This window comes from Paenibacillus sp. TCA20 (assembly GCF_000732325.1).
Taxonomy (GTDB): Bacteria; Bacillota; Bacilli; order Paenibacillales; family Paenibacillaceae; genus Paenibacillus; species Paenibacillus urinalis.
In genome coordinates, this window is the sequence record NZ_BBIW01000002.1 from 382,000 (window position 1) to 401,106 (window position 19,107).

Genomic DNA, 19,107 nt, shown 5'->3' on the forward strand with positions numbered 1-19,107 from the left:
TTGCCAAAGAAACGATCGCTATCGATGACGCTCGTCCTAATTATCATGCTGCTATGCAGTTGTACGCGCCCTGCTCGTCTGGAAGAGCTAAATATAGCCTACGGTGTCGCATTTGATGCAGTAGAACAGGAAGGCCATTTCAAAGCTACCTATCATATCCCTGTTTATCAGACGGATGATGTAGAGAATGTAACCGTTTCCGCTGTAGGCAATTCCTCCAAAGAAACTCAGGGTCTGGCTGAGCTTCAGCTCACAGGTAAGTTTGGTGACGACAAAATGAAGCTCATCCTGATTGATAAAAAGCTCGCAGAGAAGGGCATTAATCCGCTCATCCAGCCATTTATCAAGGATCGCAGAGTGCCCGTGCTATTTAAAATGGCAATCACTGAACAATCTGCTGCAGCCATTATCGAAACGAATAAAAAACCGATCGATCCCTCCACTCAGATCGTCAATATGATTACAGAGAATGAGAATCAGAACGCAATTCCAACCAATCATTTACATATTTTTCTAAGAGACTGGACAAGTCTAGGAGAAGACCCTTTTCTGCCATTGCTTTCAATGTCACAAGAGAAAACTCAAATATCCGGTATTGCATTATTTAAAAATGATAAAGTGGTGGATACGATCAAAGGATATAAAAATTTGCTGCTCTTCACCATTATCCAGCAATCTGCCCAAAATGCAAAATATCAGTTCAATTCGGGCCCTGATCTGCTCACTGCCAGAATCAAAGATAATTCGGTCCGTTACAAATGGAACAATAAGGTCTCGCCACCGCAAATGGACATAACCGTAGACATCGAAGCTCTGCTATATGAATCTACGCATGTCTTCAATATGCCGACTCAATCGGAATATGGTGTAATTAAGCAATCACTCGATCAAGACTTGAAGATGAGCTTAGAGAAAATGCTCCGATCCTTCCAGGAGCGTAACATTGATCCCATCGGTATCGGTTCAATTGCTCGTTCGAAGGAACGGCACTGGAATGCAGAAGATTGGGACAGCATCTACCCAACCGTACAAATCAAAGTTCATGTAAACTCTAATTTTGTCGGCGATGACATGTAATATGAAGGACTCGTCATAAGTTTAAAGATTTTAATTAACGATATCCACTTTTGTTAACCCGTAATAATTGATTCACTCGCTCCGAACTGACTAACATGAGAACGGTTAACAGCAATACGGCAGCCGGAAATAAGCTGATGCCGAAGTGTGTAGCGAGCAGTCCGAATAACGGCGGAAGGAATGTGGTCCCTGTATAAGCAACAGCCATTTGGTAGCCGATTAATTTCGCAGCATGCTCCTTGCCGAATCTTGCAGGCGTCTCATGAATAAATCCAGGATAGATTGGAGCAAATCCGAGACCAATGAGAACGAACCCTGCAAGAAGGAACATCTCAGGCAGCGGCAGCAATAAGAACAGACCGCCAAGGACCGCTATGAGCTGACCTGCAAGTATTAACACCCGATTGCTTAATTTCAATGTAATAAATCCGGTAATGAAACGGCCGATCGTAATCCCGCCGTAGTAAAGCGAGATCCATACTGCGGCAGTATCTGCAGCTACATTTCTTTCCCCTACCAGATAACTCGCTCCCCATAAACCGACAGTCATCTCTACCCCACAATAAAATAAGAAAGCAACAAGTGTATATTTGACACCTCTCATCCGCAGGGGGTGCTGCGACTTGAAATTCAGCATTTCTCCGTTCGTTGAGTGAGTACTGTCTTCGATATTCGCTTGTTCCTTTATCTCATCTGATGGATGCAGCCGAGCTACCTTTTTCCACAGAGGGAGTGTGACGAAGAGCAAGAGTACAAGACTAAACTGAATCATGGAGACAGCAAAATACCCCTCTCTCCAGGAATTCTGCTCGGCGATGTAATAAGACATAATAATAGGTCCACCGGTTGCTCCTACTCCCCAGAAGCAATGCAGCCAGCTCATGTGATGCGCTTTGTAGTTAGATGCTACATAGTGATTCAGTGCAGAGTCGACTGCACCTGCTCCTAGACCAAGAGGAATCGCCAGCATAATCAGCCATACAAGTGTTGGTGCAAATGAGAAACCGATCAGCGCACCAGCTGTCAGTATACAGCTGAACAAAGTAATCTTCCCTGTTCCAAAGGCATGTATCAACTTCCCGCTCGCGAGACTCGATACAATGGTACCTGCTGCGACAATCATGGACAGCAGGCCTGCCGACTCAAAGGATGCTCCAATATCAGGCTGCATAACCGGCCACGCAGCACCCAGCATGGAATCCGGAAGGCCAAGACTAATAAAAGCTAAATAGATAATAATCAAAAACCAAGTTGCCATTTCTCCATCCCTTTCTTTCTAAGCTGTCATTCGTTAAGCTCTGTATACTTGGGCTCTAACTCACTCAGAGCCAGCCATTTCAATCCATCCGCATAATCTCGAGCCACAGAAGGCTCCAGGACAACCTCAGGACAAGTCGGAATCGCATGACTGATAAGATAGCTATTCCATTCGGTCAGGAACGCTTCTTGATCAATATGCTCCTTATATATAACGATGGTATCGGGTGCCAAGACTGCATTCACACTTTGCATAATGCGGCACGCAACTTCGTTAAAGGCTCCCGCATCTATCGGTTTGCTCCAATCTACATCGATTGGAAGGTATTTAATCTCACCGGCCATTCCGTTCTTCCCCTTGATGATGCCTCCATTTAGATACGTACCCATGCCCGGCGGATATTTCTCCGGAAAGTAAATGCCGACGATACACTGATCATCAGGTACTTGCTCCCGGTAAGCATACCCGCTTATGGCTGCATTGACATCGTTCTCAATAATAACAGGTAATCCATAGGCTGATTCCAGCTGCTCCGTCAATCGTACCCCGTAGAGCGGCTTATGACTGGTAACTGTAATTACCCCGTCAACCGATTGGCCTGGGATCCCGATTCCGATGACTTTGATGGCCTCAAATTGCTCCAGCAGCGGGTCAATACATTGGAATACAATACTTGAATTAAACTCCTGATAAACAAACCTCTCCTGCTTTAATATTTCTTCATTGAGATTCACTACACTAGCCTTGATCACATCTTCACCCTGCTCTTCCACCATATGAAGCACCAAGGCAAGACTATAGTTATAATTAAATCGATAAGTAAGGGCAGGCCTGCCGCCGCTGGACACCTGAATCTTATCTTCAAACAGCTCTCCGCTGTCTACCAAATGCTTCACTAGTGAATTGATTGTGACTACACTCAGCCCTGTCTTATTTGCAAGCTGCGGCTTGGTTCCGGTTCCACTCTGTTTCATCACTCGACGAATCATGTTCAAATTCATCTGTTTCATTAGACTTGCACTTGCTTTTTCTATGGAGATCACCTGCTATCCAATTGTGAAATAGACTTTATAAATAAACTTTATAAAGTCTATTAATTTATATACTTTATTGAAGGTCATGTCAATACCTTCTGAAATAATGAAACAAAAAAGAGGCTCCAACAAGCTGAGCCTCGGCTAATCGTTTTGAGTGCCTTTATACTTTACGAGATAACTTGTAATGACTTGCGCTCAAATTCACTTCAGGTAAACTGACTTCCTTCCCCCTGATCTCTAAGATGCTGCGAAACATAAACACCAGATGCAGCAGCAGCAGACTGTCCGTGGACTTTAGCTGCATATTCAGCAGCCGTTCCAGCTTCATTAGCCGATAAGCGGCAGTATTGCGGTGAATGAATAGTTTGGAAGCAAGCTCACTAATTTGACCTTGACAAGAAACATAGGTCTCGAGCGTTAACAGCAGATCAGGATCACCTATGACCGCATCCTCTAATCTTCCCAAATATCGGTCGACATAGAGCCGCATACTCTCTGGAGGAATAGCTTCCAGTATTACAATCAGCTCCGATTGCACAGCAGAGAAGCGATTATCTGTCACAGCAGCATTCCTCCTTCTAATCTTGCATACCTATCAGCTTCGCGGGGTTAGTTGCCACCATCTGGTAAATATCATCAGGCGAGAATTGGTAATCCAGCATTGTAGAAATCATCGTGCGCATCCCTTGAACGGGAGTCGGAGCTGCACGAATACCATAATCTGTTCCGAGCACAAACTGATCGATGCCTACTTCTCTGATTGTTTTCATCCAAGCAGTGGCATTAGAGAAACGTCCCAACTCCGCTCCCATGTCCATGTATTCTTTTTCGACGTAATAATGTGTTCTAGGTACATCCGGATACAGCCAGTCCACAAGGCAGGCTTCAAGAAAGGCACCTCTCGCTGCAGCTGCCTTCTGCTGCTCGATCGTCATCTGTCCACGCACTGGGTGGGCAATCAATACTTTCCTGATTCCGTATTCTTCTGCCAAATCCAGTAGTCTAAGTGCTTCCGGTACCGATACATGCCCGGTGTTTAAATATACCTCCGGACGCTCTGCGATCATAGACAATATTTCATGCAGTCCTTCTGAAATGGGTCCTTCTAGAGGGATGGATGTCGCTACAGGCAGCTCCTCCTGTGCAAACTTAGGGAAGGCATCTTTAAAGGGAACCAACTTGCCGTCAATCAGGGTGGACTCCCTCTCGGCAGAATGTCTTGTGCAATGGGATCCAAAACTAATGAAACGGCAGCCTTCCTCCAGATGCAGCGCTGTTTTTACAGAGCGAGGATTAATTCCACCGTGACAAGAATTCATCAGATAACCTCCATAGGTATGTATTCCCGGCACATGTCTGTTAACGATCCATGCCATTCCTGATGCCCAACCGAATACATCATAATAAACGATGCTTCTCATTCCAGCAGATGCCGCTTCCTGAGCGACCTGAATCGGATCAAAATGTCCCGGATTCGAGTTCAGAACGGGGCCGGCATGAACATGGCTGTCAATTGCGCCAATCAGCAATTCATCTGGCAATTCCATCGATCTTCTGTAAAAGGACTCATTCCACTTGGAACGGTCCGGCACTCTCGGTTGCACAGACTCTATCTTTCCTGGTACGTTCAGTTGCTGATTTAGCATGATTTGTTCCCTCCATATAATTTTCATCATTCTTCTGCATGCTATCCTTTGACTGCTCCGCTCATCACACCTGCAATGATACGAGAGCTGAATGCGAAGTATAAGACGGCTACCGGAAGCATGGACATTACCATTCCCGCCATTAACTGAGGATAGTTGGTACTATACTGAGATTTAAAATAAGACATGCCCAAGGGTACCGTTCGGAGCGATTCATCATTCAGTAACACAAGTGCGAACGAGAACTCGTTCCAACAAGCAAAGAATTGTAATATAGCAACGGTGGTAAGCACAGGTACCGCCATGGGGACAACAATTTTAAACATCGTACCGCTGAAGCTTAGTCCGTCTATAGCCGCAGCTTCTTCTATTTCTCTCGGAATTCCCACCACATAGCTGTAGATGAGCATTATCGGCATGGATAGATTGAAGGCTATGTATGGGATAATCAGTGTGTACCACTGGTCATCCAGCCCCCAATTTTTGAAGAGCAAATAGATGGGAACCAATAGAGCATGAATTGGCACCAGCATACCAAATAAATAATAGAAGATCATTAATTTTTTCCCTTTAAAATTAAGGCGTGCTGCAATATAACCCGTAACGTATGAGATTATGACAATGCCCAGAACGGATAAAAAGGTCACCCTTGCACTGTTCCAAGACAGCTGCAGCATATTGGTCAGCTCAAGTGCTTCTACGTAGTTTGCAAAATGAAGATTTTGGGGCAGGCTCAAAATACTGTTCGCGAATTCTGGTTGTGTCTTGAGGGACGAATAGACAATCCAGATAAGAGGATAAATACAACTAATAGTAAAGATAAACATAATGGCATTAACCGCCAAGCCGGCGAGCCTTGGGACGAATTTCTGAATACTGCGCTGCTTCCTGAGCTCGAGCTCCATCACAAGGCTCCCCCACTCTCATTCTGACGTTTCTGCATTACTAATGTACATAAGAGAATAATCAGCATCGTCAGCGTAATGATGGCAATAGCCAGCGCTGATCCATAGCCGTATCGGAAACGAAGAAAGGAAGTTTCATACGCATAAAGAGCCATTACTGATGAAGCGTTACCCGGTCCACCACCGGTCAGCGCATATATATGCTCAAAACCACGCATATTGTTGGCTATACATAGGAGGGATGCGACGAGAAGTGTTGGTTTTGCTAGTGGGATCATGATATACCATGCTTTGCGTATGCCTGTAGCTCCATCCAGTTCTGCTACTTCCAGCACTTCTTTGTTAATGGAGGACAGGCCGGCAAGCATGAGAAGAGTAAAGAAACCAATATTTTGCCAAGATAACGGTATGGATACTAACAATACAATAGGGCCCGTCAAATCCAGCCAAGATTGTGCCCATTCTCCAAGTCCTGCTCCACGAAGACCTCCGTTTAACAGACCGTAGTTGTAGTTGTAGATCATCATCCACAAGAAGGCGATAATGACGGGTGCAAGCGTAGAGGGAAAATAACTCATTGTGCGGTGCAGCCCTTTCATCTTAACCAGCTTTGACATGAGCAAGAGAGCAAATACAAAACCAAGCCCCACTTGTCCAATCAATCCGTACACCGTCATGAGTACATTGTTCACAAATGCAGTCCAAAACACCTCATCCTGCAGCTCCTTGTAATTATCCATGCCAATAAAAGTCTTCTTCGGACCACCTGTCCATGAATAGAAGCTGTCGCGAAAGGCTGCAAGGATGGGTAATAGGACGACAAAAGAATAAACCAACAATCCTGGCAGCAGGTACAGTAGAATTAGCCACCCCTTGGGTCTCAGCGCCTTTCCCATAAATCCAGATCACCCCCTACTAATCTTCGAGTCGTATACTTAGGTATAAGATTATTAAGGCTTATTTAGAAATGTCTCGTATGCACGCTGGGTGCTTTCAGCAAATTTCTCGGGTGTAATGGATCCTGCCATTACCCCTTGAATCTCCGTATTAATAACTTCAACGATAGAAGCGTCAAACCACAGGTCGAAGATCTTGGTCGCTTCTGCCGCCGCACTAGCCTCATAGGCAGCGAGTGCTATGGGATGAAGTTTGGAAGTATCGAATGTTCCGGGATCATAAGCGGGAAAGCCGCCTACTTCTGCCATCAGCTTCGCGCTGTCAGCTCCTGTCAAGTACTCAAGGAGTGTCATCATCGCATCCAGCTTCTTTCCTGGCTCTACTTTAGAGTTGATGCTATAATATACTCCCGCTCCTCCAGATGAACTGAGTGCATGACCAAGTCCGGCTTCTACTCCCGGGAATACAGCTACTCGTGTAGTCTCCTTAATATGGCTTGGCGCATTGTTGACAATGTTCATTGCCGACCATATTCCACTGACAAATGCTGCAGAACGTCCCTCGAAATAGTAATTGACCATCGTCTCGGTATCAATCGAGTTGAGATCCTTGTTTAAGTATCCGGCGCTAGCTAGATCACTCATTATCGTAACAGCCTCTACAAACCCATCATCCGTAAACTTGGCCCCGTCTTTTGCTAATATAGATTCCGTCCATTCAGGACCAGTGAACCGGTCTGTCAACGCACTGATCCAGCTGGAAATGGCATAACCTTTTGATTTGTCACCGTATGAAAAGAGATTTATTCCTTTATCCGCGAGTCTTTGACCGGCTTGCATCAATTCGCCCCATGAGGTTGGAAATTCGGTAAATCCAGCTTCCGAAAATAGTTCTGCATTGTAGTATATTAAATGTGTTGGACCTGCGGCGATCGGAATTCCATACACCTGACCGTTTCTTGTCCCTGCATCCAGCGTTCCAGGCCGATATCCATCTCTCCACTCAGGTCGTTTCCCCAGCTCTGTATCCAGAGGGAGTACAATTTCATTATTTACGAAGTTGGTCATCCACGATCCAGGTACGATGAATACGTCCGGCATATCATCTGCAGCCGCAAGCGCCTGTGCTTTAATCGAGTAATCCTCGTTCTGCAGCTGCTCTTCTACCACTTCGATGTCAGGGTAATCTTTCCTGAACCTATCAAGGCCATCCAACACAGCTGTATCCTCAGGACTCTTACCTATATTCGATTTTTGATACCTGTGCATTACAGTGATCGTCATTTTATCTTCGTCGCCGCTCATCGTTTCACTATCTGTAGGTCCACCACATGCCGTCAGTCCACTCGATAACGCTAGGATCAAAGCCAGAATCATAGGTGCTTTTTTCAACTCTCCCCACTCCTTTGTATTCGTTTCAGGAAGATTTGGAATCCAAGATTGGATACAATCCGCAGCAAAAAAAATTCACTGAAAAATTTCTTTGAAATTCAGTGTGGTTACTGACTTTTCCGAAAAATTAAGCGATCGCTCAATTTGCCATAAATGATCGGTCATAATCTGAACCGCTTCTTGTTCATCTTTGCGGATAATCGCCTTAATTAGCTCTTGATGATCTTGGCAAAAGCTTTTATTGGTTCCGTATATTGCAATAATGACAGAAGTTAGTGATATTAACTCTTCTAGAAAGTGAAAATAGTAATAATTATCTGCCAGCTCTGCCAGCTTCAAATGAATATCTACGGTGACATCAAGCGCTCCTACTATGTCTCCCTCATGGCTGGCCTTATGTTCCTCCAGTACTAGAGTCTCCAGTGGACCGAGCTGTTCTGGCTTGACAATGGTACAGAGCTTTTTGACCATCGAGGACTCTATAACCCTCCTCATTTCAAATACTTCTCTCGCTTCTTGCGCACTGGGACAGGATACAAATGCACCTCTGTACGGAATATCTGTAACCAGCTTCTCGATCGCCAATCTTCTAAGCACATTTCGAATTGGAGTTCGGCTGACTTGAAAAGCTTCAGCGAGCGAGTCCTCAACTAATTGAGTATTCGGAAGAAGCTTATGCTGAGTTATCGCCAATTTGATTGCCTTGTAGATTTCCATCTCCTTTCGCTTGCTCATATTTTCACTCCGTCCTGTAGAATAGTTACCATTCGATTAAGATTGAATTCTTAATTTGATATTATGATAATTTTAGTGCTTCATTAGGTCAATATAATTGACACTATTTCGGAATCGTGCACAAAATTATTTAATTATTCAACCTATTCATGTTCATATTCAAGTCATCACCCAAATAAAATAACATTATATGTTAGTTTTTGATCAGTATAAATAGATACAAGCTCGCTGTGTAACCCCTGCCCTATTTTGTGAAGCATATCAACGTGGAACATGGCAACAAAAAAGCTATCCCTGCGTTATTACGCGTCAGGATAGCTTTAAGGTTTTGATTGACCATTCACTAACTTACTTTCGCTTTAGCTTATTGGTTTGACTCATCAAATATAATAAATAAGGTGTTCCCAGCAGTGCAGTAACAATGCCCGAAGGCAATTCCTTCGGAATGATCACCACTCTACCGATCAAATCCGCACCGGCCAGGAGGATGCCACCGATTAAAGCAGCGATCACCATTGACTTCCGATGGTTGGAGCCTACGAGCATCCTTGCCGCATGAGGTGCAAGTAATCCGATGAAACCAACAGAGCCGACATTAGCCGCTGCGATTGAAGCAAGGAGTACAGAAATGACCGCAACATAGATACGCGTATTCCGAACATGAAGCCCAAGACCATTGGATGTATCTTCACTGAAGGTCAACAGGTCAACCCTTCGTCCCAGCCATGCTGCAAGCGGTAGCAGAATAAGGATTGCGGGAAGAATACGTAAGACCTCTGTCCAGCTTCGATTGTAGGTGCTGCCTGCCATCCATGACAAGGCAGGTGCGACATCTAGCTCGGCATGGATAATCATTAGATTAATAATTGCGGATCCAAAGGCAGCCACAGCGATCCCAACGAGTGTAAGAACCGTTGGATGAAGTCCCCTTTTCCAGGATACCGCATAGACAATCGCAGCAGCGACGATTCCACCAATCACCGCACCAACTGGAATCCAATTCGCAGATAATGCCGGAAAGCTAACCATTATGAGCAATGCTCCAGCTCCTGCGCCACTAGTAACTCCGACGACCTGAGGATCACCGAGCGGATTACGAACAGCATTTTGCAGTAAGCATCCACTGACGGCAATCGCCATACCTGATAAACCAGCAGTCAGGAGCCTAGGCAGCCTGTTATCCAGCAGAATTGAGCGATACATTTCGTCACCGCCTCCGGTGAATAATGCGGCTACTTCCGCAAATGGGATGTACAAGCTTCCATTCATCAGACTGACGATCCATACAAGCACCAACAATCCACCGAATATACCAACAAGCAATGGATATGGCATCCGACGCAGGCTGGTCCCTGTCATCATGGAGCTGCCAGAACTATCACTGCTGCCAATCATCGATCGGGATACACGCAAGGCAAGCCATATAAGACAAGGAGCTCCGATCATTGCCGTTATTGCACCAACCGGTAATTCCCCGTATGCATCGACAAATGTACGGGAGATGGTATCAGCACCTACTAACAGAGCTGCACCCCATAGAGCAGCAAGCGGAATTAATCCCCCGTGTCGATTCACTCCGGACAATCGCACAAGATGAGGTGCAACGAGTCCGATAAATCCGATAGGACCTACCACACTTACCGTAACACAGGCTAGCAATACGGAAGCACCCATGGCAAGGAAGCGAATCGTCCCTACTTTTTGTCCAATGGAACGTGCGGATTCTTCGTTTAGTGTCAGCACATCCCATTGCCTTACTCCCATGATCAGCACAAGGAGCCCGCCTATAATCCAAGGCCATGTAAAGTTGACTCCGTCCCAGTCATTCTGAATCAGTGATCCCGAGCCCCATAAAAAAATACCTTGAGTCGTCTGCTGATTCAGCAGCAGCAGCGCACTTGTCACCGAGGATAACACAAGGGTTACGATCATCCCTGATAAGGCAATTCGAAGCGGAGAACCCTTTGTTTTGCCCGCAAGCGCAAACACGGACAGGGCAGCTAGAGTCCCCCCGATGACCGCCAAGGGCAGTGCATACATATGCTGAAGTCCTGGCCAGAAGATCATGCCTGCGACGACAGCCAGGTAAGCACCGGCGTTAACACCAAGGGTCGTCTCTGATGCGAGCGGATTTCGCGTAACAGTTTGCATCAGCACACCTGATACCGCAAGTGCTGCGCCAGCCAAGAGACCTATCACTGTTCTGGGCAGCCGAACACTGCGGATCATGTGATGCTCTGCCAGATCCTGAGGAGTTGTCAGGGCCTGCACCACGGTCTTGACGGATATATCAGCTAAACCTTGAGTCAGGCTGAGAAATGTAAGTAATAACAGCGATACAACTCCTGCTACTAGCATCCATAACGGCTTCCAGCCCCTCCCCGATGCGACGGAGGGGGCTGGATGAATGCTCGCAGGCTCAGAACCTTGAGCCCGATATTTCCCTAATTTCATTGTGTAAGCAAATCAGCCGTCTTCTGTGCCATGACCTGTGCGGATAATGGGCCGCCGTATGGCCACATATCACCGCCAAGCGCATATACACGATTCTCTTTAACGAAATTCAGTCCATTCCAGACCGGATTGTCCTTCAGCTGATTATCGATGACATTATCGCTTTCTTGAATAATATGAAGGAAATTCGCATCTTCCAGAGCTGGCAGAGCTTCTACATCCGTCGTTGTGAAGCCGTAAGGTTCAAATTGACTAGGCTTATATGCGTTCGTCAAGCCGATGTGCTCCAAAATCTTGACCGCAAGTGAATTATCCGTCGATATACGGAAGGTTACTGCATTTTGGTTGCTGAATCCCATGGCAAGTGCAAACGGACGTTCAGTCATACCGGCCTCTTCCAATTTCGCTTTGGAGTCAGCATAGGCTTGATCCAGCTCACTGAGTACTTTTTCTGCTTCGTCTTTCTTGTCCAGCACGTCTGCGATCGTATTAAAAGTACTCAGCATCTCTTCATACTGATCTCCTTCTCCCTCAGCAGGATAAGGGTCAAACACAAGTGTCGGTGCGATCTTGGTATAGGCTTCATAATTGGATCCAAGATTGGATTTAAGCCCGATGATGAGGTCAGGCTTCAGTGAGGCGATAATCTCCAGGTTAGGCTCTTGACGTGTACCCACATCCGTCACATCTCCACCAATCTCAACCGGAATATCAACCCATGTATTCATCCCTTCAATATCAGCAATCCCAACGGGCTGAACACCAAGGGCCATCACATCTTCAGCATACAACCACTCCAGAGCAACAACACGCTGTGGTACACCTGTAATTTCTGTTTCTCCCAGCACATGCTTGATGGTTCTCGTCTGCGGCTCACTCGTATTGCTGTCTGCACTCTGTGCAGGCGGATTCGTTGACTCTCCAGACCCGGAAGTTTCATTCGAAGCGGTACCTGAACCACCTCCACAACCAGCAAGCACCAGAGCAAACATTAACACGATGAACACCAAACTCTTTGCATTACGCACTGCATTTCCCCCTCAAATCTCTATGTATTTTATAATTATTACTAGATGATAATCATTATTGATAATGGTTATCATTATCATCACTGTTTACAATAATAGATACTCCCCTAGATTATGTCAATAAAATTCTTGCTTGTATAACCGAGATATTCATCGTAGCTTCCGGAGATAACAAAAAGCAGGCCGCTTAAGAGGTTTACGCCCCATGGCCTGCTTTCCCTATTTAAATTCCTCATCTTAGAAATGTTCCAGCTCCAGTAAAAATTGGAATGTCGTTCCCTTCCCTTCTATACTTTGAACACTGATGCTGCCTCCCATTAGCTCAAGGAGGCGTTTTGTTATCGCCAGCCCCAGACCCGTACCTCCGTAATTGCGGCTAATCTTGGGATCTAATTGAGAGAAGGATTGAAACAGAAGCCGTTCCTTGTGCTTTGGTATGCCGATCCCTGTATCCTGAATCTGAACCATCAACAGTACTCGCTTGCGGCCAGGGATATGAACTGATTCAGCTCGGATCGACACCTCACCGTATTCCGTAAATTTCACTCCATTGCTGATTAAATTGATGAGAATCTGCCTTATTTTTGCTACATCACCGATCATACTGTGCGGTATTCTTTGATCACATTCCTTCGTTAGCATGATTCCCTTATTTCTTGCCTGTACACTGAAGAGATTCGTCACTTCATCTAACACATCATGAAAATTAAATGAGGTTTGCTGTACCTCTACCCGGCTAGTTTCCAGCTTGCTCAGACTGAGAATATTATTCAATGTTTGAATAAGTGAATCACCGCTGCTAAGTATAATCTCCGCATAGCTGAGCTGTTCTTCATTAAGATTCGTGTCTGCAAGCAGAGAAGCCATCCCCATAATGGCGTTCATAGGTGTTCGAATTTCATGGCTCATGATGGATAGGAATTCGGATTTTTCCTTTTCTGCCCGTTCCGCCTCATCCTTTGCTTTCATAATTTCGTTCATAGAAGTCAAATCTCTGAGAACCACGACAGAACCCTTTTTTTCCTGATCTATAATAGAATGCACTTGATATTCGGCAATAAAAGTGGTGCCATCCTCTTTTCCAAAGACTGCCTCTTGAACACAGGTGTGTGCTTCATTTGATAGAATCGCTCTGTGGATCGGCATCTGATTCTTGTCGTACGGATAGTAGTTTTCATTAAACTGGTTTAGATAATCCGCCAGCCGAGATCCAATTACCCCATCCTCGTTCATTGTCAGCAGCTTCGCACCTGCTTTATTTAAATACAATATCCGTCCTTCCGAATCCACACCGAAGATCGCATCCTTAACCGTATTCAAGATTAACTCCAGCTGTTTACCCAGATTCTCGATTTGCTTCAAATAGACGGTGTTTTCGGTTGTGTCGGCTGTAATGCCATAGACACCTACGACACGGCCATCCATAATGATAGGCACATTGATGACGTGAGCTTCGAAGGTATGACCGGATTTATGCAGCATTTTGATATTGTATTCCTGGGGAATTCCTTTGGCCGCTTGAGCGAAGTGATCGTGGGTTTTCTGTAAACTGTCCGGATCAATTAAGGGTGAAAAATGACCTGATAACAGCTCCTCCTGGGTATGCCCCGTCAACGCACACTGGCCTTCATTAACTCGAATCAGGTTACCATTTAGATCTAAAGACGCTACGCCGAGCGGGTTGTATTTAAAAAGAGATTTATATTCCAGCAGCTCCCGCTCCATATCATCAGGCTCTAAGCTCTGTACCTTGCTTACTGGACTATTCGATGGAGAAGGGACAAATTGTACAATGACATACCCTTCTTCCTCTATAAGACTGATCCACATGTCTGCTGTGCTGACGGCGCCCCGCTGATCCACGAATTGCAGGCGCCGGCTTATTGACATTTCTTCAGTTGTCTTCAGCTGCTGCACAATATGGACAAGATTGAATTCAGTAGGATTCGGATTCACCATGATATCTAATAAAGTCAGTTGTGAGTTCACCTGATCACTGCTTATACCCAGCCAGTTCTCCATGGCCTTATTCACATTGACGCATACGCCATTTTCTTCCAACACAAGCGCAGAGGGAATCGGAGCTCTGTAAAACAGACTTTCCCAATGCTTGCTTTTTGTGATTAAGTCAGACATTCAGTTCCCCCTCTATTTTTCTAGAACTATACTATTAATAACCGGAAGCAGCCGAGTTCAAAACGAAGAAATAAAAATGAATTTATTGAATTTTATTGTGTTGATTATATATAAGATTATATATAAGAAAAGACAGCCAATTCGGCTGCCTCACGATTAATATTTGCCAATATCAGTTGGCTTATTCTCACGGGTCAGTTTCGTAAATACGAATGCTCCCAAGCAGGCTGTAACGAATAAAATAGCTCCCATGGGCACTGCGGTTGTTTCGTCAATACCGACGAGAGGAGAAACGGCAGAACCGATCAGCAGTGGTACTAAACCTAATACCGCGCTGGCGCTTCCAGCCCGATGTCCTTGATGCTCCATTGCCAGCGTGAAAGTACTTGTCGCGACAATTCCGATGGTAATCATATAGATGAAGATACATATCACAACGAGGAATAAAGGTCCGCGCAGTACGGTTGTAATTAAGAGCAGGAGTGTAGCACTAACGGCTACCCATACCCCAATTCTGAGCAGTGTTCGTTCAGGAACAATACCGCCAAAACGACCAATCAGAAAGCTTCCGAAGATGATGGCAATCCCGTTAATGCCAAACAGGACGCTGAATACTTGTGGTGACACTCCATAGATCTCCTGATAAACAAATGGGGTTCCTGAGACATAGGCAAAGCTCCCGCCATGAATAAACCCGACGGTAAGGGCGTATCCCATGAACACCTTATCCTTAAACAAGTCTCCCATCGTCTTCACGGAATGTCCAAGCGAGCTTGGCATCCTCTTCTCCGGAGGCAGTGTTTCTTTGAGACGCATCCCGATGATCAGCACGATAAAGAGTCCAAACAAACATAGGAAATAAAAGATCGATTGCCAGTTTGCTGACGGTATGAGCAGGATAGCTCCCCCAGACATCGGCGCTACCATTGGAGCTACAGCATTAATGACTGACAGCAAGGCAAAAAACTTCGTGAGCTCTCTGCCGTCAAACACGTCTCGCACCACCGCACGTGAGATTACAAGTCCGGCAGCAGCGGTGAAGCCTTGAAGGAACCTTGCCGCAATCAGCAGAGAAATATTAGGCGCAAGGGCACAAAATAACGATGACAAAGCAAATAAACTGAGTGAAATGAGCAGCGGGATTTTTCGACCGCGAGCGTCACTAATGGGACCTACAATAATTTGACCTACAGCGAGACCAATCAAGCATGAAGTTAAGCTTAACTGAACAAGTGAAGCTCTTGCACCCAGATCCTCTCCAATCTCGGGGAAGCTGGGAAGGTACATATCGATATTGAACGGTCCTAATATGCCGAGCAAGCTTAACAAAAACGCTAAAGCTAACCGCTCTTTACCTGTTGGATTATGCAGCATGCGCAGTATACACCTTATTTCTTATGAATTTAGCTTAAGTTTGTTTCGGTCTTACATAACAAGCCACAGGCTTGTCCCCCTGAAGATGCATGCACAAGCATGAGATTTCCGAAAAAAGACAAAGCTCTGAACATTATAAGCATTGATTGGCTATTTGTTAAGACATTTCTTTAACACGAAGTGATTCATTCCTATATGGCACAGTAAACTCGCCGTGGATTTCCATATCAAAAAAGCCGCCATGAAGGCGACTTTCTAATCCAGTCTTTAATACTCAGGCGATTAACAACCTCTTAATCCCTGTATTCATCTTTCTTAATCTATTTCCTGACCGGTCCACAATCTCACTCGATCTTTAATCCATCCCGTATATTGCTGCTCCATTTCTACTGCGCCTTCTTTATCCAGCTCAGCAAGCATATTGTCATAGATGGCATCAAATTGATCCGGAGCTGCAATAATTGCTTCAGGAATGCGCTTCTGAATAATGTCCTGCGTTTTTTGGTAGATAACATTGTAATTTCCGCTGTCGGTCGGGATTGGCATATTGTATGCAGCTCCCCACTCTTTAACTGCGAATTCATCTTCGGATGGGAATAGTTCCTTCCAGGTGCTGATTCCGTAGCCTGCAAGCACTTCCTTCTCAGCCTCTGAATACCCCATTTGAATCTGCTCCGGGAAATTAGTTGTGTAGTAGTTATCCGTCGAATCCTTCACGCCGTCACCATAATGTGCTCCAAATATGTTGTAGAGACCAATCCCTGTTTCTTTGGTAAAGTTACTGTTATCGTTGTTTTTTCGATCTTGAATGTCTGTCGGAATCTTCCGGACCCCATCCTCTACAACATAATGCTCGCCTTCGATACCCCAGTTTCTTAAAATTTGCCCTTCCTCAGAGGACAGCCAGTCTAAGAACTTGATAGCACGAACTGGATCCTTCGCATCCACCGTTATACCAATACCATATCCATCGAAGCCCATTGGCTGAAAGTCTGCGCGCTTGAAGGACTCATCCAAGGTAACTGGATAGAATCCATACGTGTTTTCGTCCATGCCCGAGCTTTTGAGCGCGTTCTCTGCATCACTGAATCCCCAGTTTGGATCGAACAGGGATAGCACACGACCACTTGCAATTTTGGCCTTATACTGATCATCCTTCTGAACAAAGCTTTCTTTATCTATTAAACCATCGTTCCACAATTTGTTTAACCAACGGAAATATTCTTTCTCTTCGGGACGCTTGTAATGAAGCTGCGCTTCATAAGTCTCGGGATCAATGAAATACTCCCCATCCCCTGGACCGCCTGTAGCCATTACTGCAGGGTCCGTTACCGTAATCATTCTCCGCCATCCATCTGCGCTCAGTGTGAGCGGGATCGTCGGCTGACCGTCTTCTGTAGTTGGATGCAGCTCATAATACTCTCGAATTACTTTTTCGTAATCCTCTATGGTCTTGATCTCGGGATACCCAAGCTCTTTGGCAACACGGTGTTGAATGGCTACCCCGTTTGTGGCATCGAAATACGTTTGGTCAATAGCACCATTGGTTGGAAGCCAATATATCGATGGATCCTCATTGCTGTATTTTAATCGATTGAAATGCTCACCATAAGCTTTCTTGATGTTTGGTCCATGTTCTTCAATTAAGTCTGTAAGATCGAGCATAGCTCCAGCTTCTACCAGTCTGGATAAGTTCCCTTTAGGAAAAATTAAATCAGGATATTCGCCGCTTGCAGCCATGAGTGAAATCCGGTCATTTCCGCCTCCGCTGGAGATATCAAACTCTGCATTAATGGTTACACCCGTCATTTCCGTAATCTTCTTGCCTACAGCATCCTCCATTCTGTTCCAATTGGGACTGGCATCTGCACCGAAGAATGTGAATGTAATCGGCCCATCTTCATCTGTACTCTCGGGTGCATCACTCCCTGTGGAGCTGCCGCATCCAGCAGCCAGGAGTAAGGAGCTTGTGAGTAACAAAGCGGCGACTCTCTTTTTCTTCAAACTAGGTCTCATCTCTAGAACCCCCTATTTCTTATGAATTTCTGATCTCATTGATGAATGCGTTTACAACAAATTCTTAATCACAGTATATGGAATAAATAGAACACAAACCTTGATTTTTCAGTCAGCAATATAGGATGATATAGACATGATGATGTACGGCTCTGTGGTGATATTGTGAATAAGGTACAATTAAACTGGTTTACACTGGATGAAGAGTTTCCGTTCTTTATTCAATATGGCGGTCACGATGAGGATACGACCTTGCATAGACATAACGAATTCTCAGAACTGGTCATCGTTCTTCAAGGGCATGCAAACCATATCGTTAATAATGAAGTATCCTTTATCAAGAAAGGGCATGTATTTGTCATTAACGGCGAGACCGTTCATGGGTACAAGGATCCTCAGGATTTTAGAATCTGCAACATTATGTACAAGGCTGATTTGTTGACCTACATAGGCTCTGATCTAAATGCTTCAAAAGGTTATCAAGCACTATTTGTACTTGAGCCGCTCTATCGGAACATTCAGTCGAATGCTAGTAAGCTTTATATGTCACTCACTAATTTGGACTATGTCACCTCCCTTCTGACTACCATGATTGATGAATATGAGAACAAGCAGCAGGGCTATAAAACAATGCTCATCTCCCGATTTATGGAGCTGGTTGTGCACTTGTCCCGCCACTATGAGAATAATGATACCGATACGGGTGGCCATGTCATGCACCTGGCTGCAGCGGTTTCCTACATCGAAGATCATTACTTGGAGCCGATCACACTTGAAGAGGTTGCAGCGCATGCCGATGTCTCTGTGAGGCATCTGAACCGGATCTTCAAATCCTATTACCAAACCTCACCGATGGCGTATCTACAGCGTCTCCGATTAGAGCGGGCCTGTCAGTTGTTGAGATTGACCCGGCTCCCCATTACGGAAATTTCATATCAATCCGGATTCAATGACAGTAATTATTTTGCGAGACAATTTAAAAAAGCATATGGCTTCTCCCCCAAAGCATTCAGGCAAAGTGATTCATCCTGATGTATAGAGAAATGTATAGTGCTATGTAATACAAAAAAAGAGATAGATCGACGTCATTCTTGATGTCAATCTGTCTCTTTTGTCATTTTAAAAAAACATTTAATAGTATTGAATGGTCAGA

General features: G+C 45.1%; 15 protein-coding genes. 2 read left to right on the forward strand and 13 right to left on the reverse strand.

The window, feature by feature from the left end; genetic code table 11:
- Complete coding sequence (locus tag TCA2_RS05375) at positions 1-1,077, forward strand: Ger(x)C family spore germination protein (RefSeq protein ID WP_152557656.1); 1,077 nt, start codon at positions 1-3, stop codon at positions 1,075-1,077.
- 34 nt (positions 1,078-1,111) lie between these two features.
- On the opposite strand, the gene TCA2_RS05380 is transcribed toward TCA2_RS05375, so the two are convergent.
- From TCA2_RS05380 to TCA2_RS05440, 13 genes are all read right to left on the reverse strand, one after another.
- On the reverse strand, positions 1,112-2,335 hold the full coding sequence (locus TCA2_RS05380) for a sugar MFS transporter (RefSeq protein ID WP_047910532.1): 1,224 nt from the start codon (positions 2,333-2,335) through the stop codon (positions 1,112-1,114).
- 26 nt (positions 2,336-2,361) lie between these two features.
- Complete coding sequence (locus tag TCA2_RS05385) at positions 2,362-3,345, reverse strand: ROK family protein (RefSeq protein ID WP_238546295.1); 984 nt, start codon at positions 3,343-3,345, stop codon at positions 2,362-2,364.
- A gap of 187 nt (positions 3,346-3,532) precedes the next feature.
- Positions 3,533-3,934, reverse strand: a complete 402-nt coding sequence (locus TCA2_RS05390) for a CdaR family transcriptional regulator (RefSeq protein WP_047910533.1) — start codon at positions 3,932-3,934, stop codon at positions 3,533-3,535.
- 16 nt (positions 3,935-3,950) lie between these two features.
- Entirely contained in the window at positions 3,951-5,018 is a 1,068-nt protein-coding gene (locus tag TCA2_RS05395; protein WP_047910534.1) for a DUF6282 family protein, read from the reverse strand.
- A 41-nt stretch (positions 5,019-5,059) separates the two neighbouring features.
- The gene (locus TCA2_RS05400) at positions 5,060-5,923 is read right to left on the reverse strand and encodes a carbohydrate ABC transporter permease (protein ID WP_047910535.1); all 864 of its coding nucleotides are present in this window, start codon (positions 5,921-5,923) and stop codon (positions 5,060-5,062) included.
- Entirely contained in the window at positions 5,923-6,819 is an 897-nt protein-coding gene (locus TCA2_RS05405; protein WP_047910536.1) for a carbohydrate ABC transporter permease, read from the reverse strand. Before TCA2_RS05405 ends, TCA2_RS05400 begins: the two co-directional genes overlap by 1 nt.
- 54 nt (positions 6,820-6,873) lie before the next feature.
- Positions 6,874-8,211 carry an ABC transporter substrate-binding protein gene (locus TCA2_RS05410; protein ID WP_047910537.1) on the reverse strand — a complete coding sequence of 446 codons (1,338 nt, stop codon included), beginning with the start codon at positions 8,209-8,211 and terminating at the stop codon, positions 6,874-6,876.
- 75 nt (positions 8,212-8,286) lie between these two features.
- Complete coding sequence (locus tag TCA2_RS05415) at positions 8,287-8,946, reverse strand: GntR family transcriptional regulator (RefSeq protein ID WP_047910538.1); 660 nt, start codon at positions 8,944-8,946, stop codon at positions 8,287-8,289.
- 348 nt (positions 8,947-9,294) lie between these two features.
- Positions 9,295-11,400 (reverse strand): Fe(3+)-hydroxamate ABC transporter permease FhuB, encoded by a 2,106-nt coding sequence (gene fhuB / locus TCA2_RS05420; RefSeq protein WP_047910539.1) that lies wholly within the window; start codon positions 11,398-11,400, stop codon positions 9,295-9,297.
- The gene (locus TCA2_RS05425) at positions 11,397-12,428 is read right to left on the reverse strand and encodes an ABC transporter substrate-binding protein (protein WP_047910540.1); all 1,032 of its coding nucleotides are present in this window, start codon (positions 12,426-12,428) and stop codon (positions 11,397-11,399) included. Before TCA2_RS05425 ends, fhuB begins: the two co-directional genes overlap by 4 nt.
- Positions 12,429-12,665: 237 nt before the next feature.
- Positions 12,666-14,564, reverse strand: a complete 1,899-nt coding sequence (locus tag TCA2_RS05430) for a PAS domain-containing protein (RefSeq protein WP_052511755.1) — start codon at positions 14,562-14,564, stop codon at positions 12,666-12,668.
- A 156-nt stretch (positions 14,565-14,720) separates the two neighbouring features.
- Positions 14,721-15,938 (reverse strand): Bcr/CflA family efflux MFS transporter, encoded by a 1,218-nt coding sequence (locus tag TCA2_RS05435; protein WP_047910541.1) that lies wholly within the window; start codon positions 15,936-15,938, stop codon positions 14,721-14,723.
- A 315-nt stretch (positions 15,939-16,253) separates the two neighbouring features.
- A complete protein-coding gene (locus TCA2_RS05440) occupies positions 16,254-17,954 on the reverse strand; it encodes an ABC transporter substrate-binding protein (protein WP_047910542.1) in 1,701 nt (566 codons plus the stop codon).
- A 165-nt stretch (positions 17,955-18,119) separates the two neighbouring features.
- On the opposite strand from TCA2_RS05440, the gene TCA2_RS05445 reads away from it, so the two are divergent.
- A complete protein-coding gene (locus tag TCA2_RS05445) occupies positions 18,120-18,986 on the forward strand; it encodes an AraC family transcriptional regulator (protein ID WP_047910543.1) in 867 nt (288 codons plus the stop codon).
- Positions 18,987-19,107 lie beyond the last annotated feature (121 nt).

What these genes read in the sequence shown, in the direction of transcription:
- TCA2_RS05405 (WP_047910536.1), bottom strand. Translation starts at nt 6,819, where the DNA reads ATGGGAAAGGCGCTGAGACCCAAGGGGTGGCTAATTCTACTGTACCTG.
- TCA2_RS05440 (WP_047910542.1), bottom strand. Translation starts at nt 17,954, where the DNA reads ATGAGACCTAGTTTGAAGAAAAAGAGAGTCGCCGCTTTGTTACTCACA.
- TCA2_RS05435 (WP_047910541.1), bottom strand. Translation starts at nt 15,938, where the DNA reads ATGCTGCATAATCCAACAGGTAAAGAGCGGTTAGCTTTAGCGTTTTTG.
- fhuB (WP_047910539.1), bottom strand. Translation starts at nt 11,400, where the DNA reads ATGAAATTAGGGAAATATCGGGCTCAAGGTTCTGAGCCTGCGAGCATT.
- TCA2_RS05430 (WP_052511755.1), bottom strand. Translation starts at nt 14,564, where the DNA reads ATGTCTGACTTAATCACAAAAAGCAAGCATTGGGAAAGTCTGTTTTAC.
- TCA2_RS05400 (WP_047910535.1), bottom strand. Translation starts at nt 5,923, where the DNA reads ATGGAGCTCGAGCTCAGGAAGCAGCGCAGTATTCAGAAATTCGTCCCA.
- TCA2_RS05385 (WP_238546295.1), bottom strand. Translation starts at nt 3,345, where the DNA reads ATGAAACAGATGAATTTGAACATGATTCGTCGAGTGATGAAACAGAGT.
- TCA2_RS05395 (WP_047910534.1), bottom strand. Translation starts at nt 5,018, where the DNA reads ATGCTAAATCAGCAACTGAACGTACCAGGAAAGATAGAGTCTGTGCAA.
- TCA2_RS05380 (WP_047910532.1), bottom strand. Translation starts at nt 2,335, where the DNA reads ATGGCAACTTGGTTTTTGATTATTATCTATTTAGCTTTTATTAGTCTT.
- TCA2_RS05415 (WP_047910538.1), bottom strand. Translation starts at nt 8,946, where the DNA reads ATGAGCAAGCGAAAGGAGATGGAAATCTACAAGGCAATCAAATTGGCG.